At 74.5% G+C, this 5139-nt stretch carries 5 protein-coding genes; 1 reads left to right on the top strand and 4 read right to left on the bottom strand.

Features of this window, described 5'->3' with window-relative positions; all coding sequences use genetic code 11:
- Positions 1-11: 11 nt before the first annotated feature.
- The gene (locus G5C65_RS30805) at positions 12-713 is read right to left on the bottom strand and encodes a class I SAM-dependent DNA methyltransferase (RefSeq protein ID WP_165302342.1); all 702 of its coding nucleotides are present in this window, start codon (positions 711-713) and stop codon (positions 12-14) included.
- 163 nt (positions 714-876) lie between these two features.
- Here G5C65_RS30805 and G5C65_RS30800 point away from each other — a divergent pair, with 163 nt between their 5' ends.
- The gene (locus G5C65_RS30800) at positions 877-2295 is read left to right on the top strand and encodes an erythromycin esterase family protein (RefSeq protein ID WP_165302341.1); all 1419 of its coding nucleotides are present in this window, start codon (positions 877-879) and stop codon (positions 2293-2295) included.
- Between the two features lie 116 nt (positions 2296-2411).
- Here G5C65_RS30800 and G5C65_RS30795 read toward each other — a convergent pair whose 3' ends face one another.
- From G5C65_RS30795 to G5C65_RS30785, 3 genes are all read right to left on the bottom strand, one after another.
- The gene (locus G5C65_RS30795) at positions 2412-3659 is read right to left on the bottom strand and encodes a sigma-70 family RNA polymerase sigma factor (RefSeq protein ID WP_165302340.1); all 1248 of its coding nucleotides are present in this window, start codon (positions 3657-3659) and stop codon (positions 2412-2414) included.
- Between the two features lie 41 nt (positions 3660-3700).
- Entirely contained in the window at positions 3701-4063 is a 363-nt protein-coding gene (locus G5C65_RS30790; RefSeq protein WP_165302339.1) for a YciI family protein, read from the bottom strand.
- Positions 4064-4117: 54 nt separating this feature from the next.
- The coding region (locus G5C65_RS30785; RefSeq protein WP_206442454.1) for a hypothetical protein at positions 4118-5139 on the bottom strand (1022 nt) is incomplete at its 5' end.

Below are 5139 nucleotides of genomic sequence, written 5' to 3'. Positions count from 1 at the left end.
TCCCGGAGGGCTCAGCCGTCCTTGCGCCACACCAGTGCGGCCGAGACGGGATGGTTCCGGAACCGCTCCCACTTCGGCTTCACCGCGAGCCAGCGCTCGTCCACGAGCCCCTCCCGCATCTCGGCCAGCCGCCAGCCTGCGCCCAGCCCCGCCGCGATGTGGTCGCTGAGCAGGTGGACATGGGTGGCGATGGCGACCGGTTCGCCGGACGCGCTGGTGAAGTGGGTGGGCATCCCTGAGGTCATGATGAAGTGCGGGTGGAAGGCGACCACGACGCACAGCGCCTCGGGCGCCGCGAGCCGCCACGCCTCGTCGTAGTAGGGCCGCAGGTCGGGCAGGTGCTCGTCGATCAGCGAGGAGATGACCAGGTCGTAGGAGCCGCCCGGGAGGCCGGAGGTGCGCACGTCGCCCTCGACGAGGTGGTCGTGGGCACCGCGCTCCCGTGCCCGCTCCAGCATCCCGGGGGTGAGGTCCACGCCGTCGATCCCGGGCACCCCGTGCCGCCGCAGCCAGGCGCCGGTGCGGCCGGTGCCGCACCCCAGGTCGGCGGCGCGGCGTACGGAGCGCCAGGCGGGGGCGGTGAGTTCGTCCAGCAGCGCGATGTCCATCGCGTCTTGCACGGTGTCCTCGTAGGTGTCGACCCACTGCCCGTATCCGGTGGCGACATCGACGGTGCGGTAGTTGCGGGTGTCGAAATCGGTGAAGTCCAGCATGCGGGGGAGTATCACCGCAGGAAGGCGCGGCCCGCCAAGGATTTACCCGACCGCTTCCGGTGGCAGGCCCCACCCCGGTACGGGGGCTGGCGGGATCGCGGGCACGGCGCGGGCGGCCGAGGCTGGAGCCCGACCGGATTCCCCGCGGAAGGGAGAGCACCCGATGGCTCCTCTCGCACGGCGCACACTGCTCGGCGCACTGCCCCTGCTCGCCCTGCCCGCCACCGCGGCCGCCGCAACAGCCGCAGCGGCCGCGCCCGCGCGGGCCGCCGCGCCCGCGGCCGGCCGCCCCGGGCAGGGCGCGGACGCCGCAGATGGTGCGGGTGGCGGTGCGGGCGGTGTCGTGGCGGCGCTGGCACGGGCCGCGGAGCCGCTGCGGACCACGTCGCCCCGTGGACCGCTCGGCGATCTACGTCCGCTGGGCGCCGCGATCGGCCGCGTTCCGGTCGTGGCGCTCGGCGAGGCGGTGCACGGCGCGCACGAGATGTTCACCCTCAAGCACCGGGTCTTCCGCTACCTGGTGGAGGAGAAGGGCTTCACCACATTCGCGCTGGAGGCGGGCTGGGGCGCCGGACTGCGGCTGGACGCCTACGTCCGCACCGGTGAGGGCGACCCCCGGGACCTGATGGAACAGGAGTTCGGCGGCGGTGCCTGGCCATGGCACGTGGCGGAGTATCTGGACCTGATCACCTGGATGCGCGCCCACAACGAGCGCCATCCGCGCACCCCCGTCCGCTTCATGGGGAACGACCTGGCCCACCCGCGGATCGACACGGCGCTCTTCGACCACGTACAGCGCTACGTCGCACGCCATCACCCCTCCCTGCGCCGGGAGTTCGGCAGAACGTACGGGGAGCTGCGCCGCTACGCCCGGACCGCCGACCTCGGCGCGCTGCCGCAGCGTGAGCGCCGCCGTCTGGCCGCCCGCGCGCGGCACGCCGTCCGGCTGCTGGCGCCCCGCCGCCCGTCGGACGCGCCGGACGCGCCGGACGCGCACGCCTGGGCGGTCCAGCACGCGCGGGTCATCGCCCAGACCGCCACCGTGTTCGCGTACGACCTCAAGGACCCGGAGCAGACCCGCCGGGCCATGCGCTACCGCGACGAGCTGATGGCCCGCAACACCGCCTGGTGGCACCGGCACACCGGTCACCGCGTGCTGCTCTCCGCGCACAACGGGCACACCGCCTACGAGACCTACGACCCGGAGCACTACCCGGTGAGCCAGGGCGCCTATCTGCGGCGCCTCCTGGGCCGCGACTACCTCGCCGTGGGCACCACCTTCGGGCACGGCAGCGAGGCCGTGCTCGACGACGAGACGGGCGACTGGCACACGGAGACCCACGGTCCGCCGCGCGCGGGCAGCAGCGAGGCCGTCCTCGACAGGGTGGGCACCGTGCTCCCGGCCCGGGACTACCTGCTGGACATGCGCACCGCGCCGCACGCGGCCCGCGCCTGGCTGCACGGATCCCGCCCCACCCGCGACATCGGCCCGCCCGGCGACCCCTACCGTCCGTACGTGCTCGGGCGGGGCCACGACGTACTGATCCATCTGCACGGCTTCCGCCCGGCACGGCCCCTGTAGCATCTGCGGCCTCCGGCCCGGTGGCCCGAGCGGAAGCGGTGACCGGAGGGGGCGGGCCCGGCGCCGCCCCGGAGAACGTGCCGAGCGCCGGGCCGCCGGCTCACCGGGCCGCCGGGCTACCTGGCCTGCCGCCCGGCCCGCGCCAGCAGCAGGTCCCGCTCGCGGGCGTTCCGGGTCAGCGCGGCGGCCCGCTCGAACTCGGCACGGGCCTCCGCGTTCCGGCCCAGCCGTTCGAGCAGGTCGCCGCGCGCGCTCGGCAGCAGGTGGTAGTCCTGCAGCGCGGGCTCCTCCGCCAGCGCGTCCACCAGGTCCAGACCCGCCTGGGGGCCGTCGGCCATGGAGACGGCGACCGCCCGGTTCAGCTCCACGACCGGTGACGGGGCCAGCGCCATCAGCCGGCCGTACAGCGCGGCGATGGTGGCCCAGTCGGTGTCCTCGTACCGCGCCGCGCGCGCGTGGCAGGCGGCGATGGCGGCCTGTACGGAGTACGGCCCCGCCAGCTCGCCGCCCGCGCGGTGCAGGGCCTCGATGCCCCGGTGCATCAGCAGGCGGTCCCATCTGGCCCGGTGCTGCTCCGCGAGGAGCACCGGGGCGCCGTCCGGGCCGGTGCGGGCGGGAATCCGGGACGCCTGGAACTCCAGCAGCGCCACCAGCCCGTGGACCTCGGACTCCCCCGGCATCAGGCCCGCCAGCACGCGGGCGAGCCGCAGCGCGTCCTCGCACAGCGCCGGACGCACCAGGTCGTCGCCCGCCGTGGCCGAGTAGCCCTCGTTGAAGATGAGGTAGATCACCTCCAGGACCGAGGAGAGCCGGGCCGCGCGGTCCTCCGGGCCGGGAACCTCGAAGGGGACGCCGGAGGCGGCGAGGGTGCGCTTGGCACGGACGATCCGCTGGGCGACCGCCGGCTCCGTGGCGAGGAACGCGCGGGCGATCTCCGCCGTGGTCAGTCCGCCGAGCAGGCGCAGCGTGAGGGCGATCCGGGCCTGCGTCGACAGCACGGGGTGGCACGCGGTGAAGATCAGCCGCAGCAGGTCGTCGTCGATCTCCTCCTCGTCCGGCGGCTCCGGCGGCGGAAGGTCCTCCAGCGTCCGTCCGACCTCGGCCAGCTTGCGGGCGTAGGTCTCCCTGCGGCGCACCAGGTCGATGGCGCGGTGCTTGGCGGTGGCCGTCAGCCAGGCGCCCGGCTTCTCCGGTACGCCCGACTCCGGCCACTGCTCCAGCGCCGCCACCAGTGCATCCTGCGCCAGTTCCTCGGCGATGCCCACATCCCGCACGATGCGGGTGAGGCCCGCGATGATCCGGGGGGACTCGATACGGAAGACCGCCTCGACGGTCTCGGCCGCGCTGGTCGCTGTCACGGGCACCCATCAGACCAGCGGCAGGCGCGGCGGACAACCGGAGCCCGTCAGCACCCCCCTTCCTCGGCGATCTCGCGGATCTCGGCGGTCACGGTCCACTCCTCCGGGTGGATCTCCATGAACCGCCGGGCCCACTCCAGCGCCTCGGCCCGGTCCTTGGCCTGGACGATCGAATAGCCGCCGACGACCTCCTTGGTCTCGGTGAACGGTCCGTCGGTGCAGCTGAGCTTGCCGCCGGACCAGACCATCCGGGTGGCCTCGGCGGTCGGCGTCAGCGCGGCCGTGTCGAGCATGACCCCCGCCTTGGTGATTTCCTCGAACAGCGCCGCGGCGCGCTGCTCGAACTCGGGCGGGTTCTCGGCGGGCATGCTCTTCTCCTCGAAGCTGAGCAGCGTCATGAAGCGCGGCATGGTGACTCCTCGGTCCTGCGGTCGGGGGCTGCGGTCGGGGGCTGTCCCCGCCTCTCATCTGTGCGTCGAACGGGACGGGCCGGAATCGACAGCTCCCGGGGAAAAATCCTCCCGGCCCTCTTCCCGACTCCCCTCGCGACTCGCACGGGCGGCCACGAGCAGCAGCGCGCCGGCGACCGCGGCGAACACGGCGTTGCTGCTCAGGTCGGACACCAGGCTCCCGCCGGACTCGGGGCGCACGGGGAAGGAGACCCACGCGTAGGTGAGGACGGCGCCCGCCGCGAGCGCGAAGCGGTGCCGCGCGTCCCAGCCGTCCCGGCGCGACCAGCGGCTCACGCACCGCACCCCCAGGGCCGTGGCGGCACACCAGATCAGCACGCCGGGCCACTCGAACCAGTCGGCCGTGATCAGGTTGAGCGGGCCCCAGTACGCGCTGGTCACCGCCAGCGCTGCCAGGGCCACACGACGGGGGGCCGGGGCCGTGCCGGGCAGGGCCGGGAGCCGGCGGCCCCGGATCCGGAACGCGGCGGCGACGAGCCCCGCGATGACCGCCGCGATACCCGCGAGCTGGGCGGGGGAGGCGAGGAAGTGCTCCTCCGCGTAGTTGCCGGCGAAGACCAGCGCGGCACCCGCCGTGTAGCCGCAGGCCACCCAGCCGAGCCCGGCACGGCTGAGCCAGGGCGTGCTGCCGCGGCCGCGGCCGCGGGCCAGGGTTTCGGCGAGGGCGATGGGGACGCATATGCTCCACACCGCGTGCAGGGCCAGCACGGTCTGCGTCAGCTCGACGCTCATGCCCAGCGCGGGCACATACGAAGGGCCGTGCAGCAGGTCCTCGCCCGCGTAGCCGTCGTTCCACAGCAGCTGGTCGACCGGGCCCTCCTCGACCAGCGCATACGCGGCGGCCAGCAGCACCATGGCCGGCCAGCCGCCGCCGGTGCGCCGCCCCACCTCCCGCACCAGCAGCGCCCCGCATCCGTACATCGGCGCCAGCAGCACGCCGAGCGGGAGCTCGGCGAGGGCGAGGTTGCCCAGCAGGAACTCCCCGGTGAACGGGGCCAGCAGGAACAGGACCAGCG

The sequence above is a fragment of the Streptomyces boncukensis genome (assembly GCF_011045075.1).
GTDB classification, from domain to species: domain Bacteria; phylum Actinomycetota; class Actinomycetes; order Streptomycetales; family Streptomycetaceae; genus Streptomyces; species Streptomyces boncukensis.
This window is presented reverse-complemented; position numbering and strand designations above follow the sequence as displayed.

Excerpts from the sequence above, each read along its gene's own strand:
- G5C65_RS30805 (WP_165302342.1), bottom strand. The coding sequence starts at position 713 with ATGCTGGACTTCACCGATTTCGACACCCGCAACTACCGCACCGTCGAT.
- G5C65_RS30790 (WP_165302339.1), bottom strand. The coding sequence starts at position 4,063 with ATGCCGCGCTTCATGACGCTGCTCAGCTTCGAGGAGAAGAGCATGCCC.
- G5C65_RS30800 (WP_165302341.1), top strand. The coding sequence starts at position 877 with ATGGCTCCTCTCGCACGGCGCACACTGCTCGGCGCACTGCCCCTGCTC.